Source organism: Acidithiobacillus sp. IBUN Pt1247-S3 (genome assembly GCF_041146875.1).
In the GTDB taxonomy this organism is placed as follows: Bacteria; Pseudomonadota; Gammaproteobacteria; order Acidithiobacillales; family Acidithiobacillaceae; genus Igneacidithiobacillus.
In genome coordinates this window covers 1-443 of record NZ_JBFRXP010000084.1, presented here as the reverse complement: position 1 = coordinate 443, position 443 = coordinate 1, and the positions used below count along the sequence as shown (strand labels likewise).

1 protein-coding gene is annotated in these 443 nt (G+C 53.3%); it reads left to right on the top strand.

The genetic code is table 11. From position 1 onward, the window contains the following. The coding region (locus AB4090_RS15150; RefSeq protein ID WP_369574706.1) for a GAF domain-containing protein at positions 1–443 on the top strand (443 nt) is incomplete at both ends.

Here is a 443-nt window from a genome sequence, read left to right as displayed (position 1 = left end):
ATGCACATTAGCGATATCTTGGATCAGCTCATTTCAGCCGTTTCGCAGAGTAACGGCACAGAGGATCTTGCCCGGTCGTTGCTGAAACTCATGCAAGAAGTCACCGGATTCGAGAGTGTCTATCTCACCACTATTGACTGGAATCTGCGCTTGCAGCGTGTACTATACGTGCAGAAACAGCATGAGTGGGGTATCCCCGAGGGGCTCATCGTCGATTGGGAAGACACCCTCTGCAAACGCGCCCTCGAAGAAGGCCAGTCTTATACTCCGAACGTCGCTGAACGCTGGCCGGATGCGGAACTTGCGTTATCTTTGGGAATCAGTACCTACTTCTCTCTGCCCGTGTATAGTGGTACCGAACAGGCACATGGCACACTCTGTGCCGTCGATCGCCGCAGTGTGTGTCTGGATACCGAGCAATTGCGGCTTTTGGAGATGCTGTC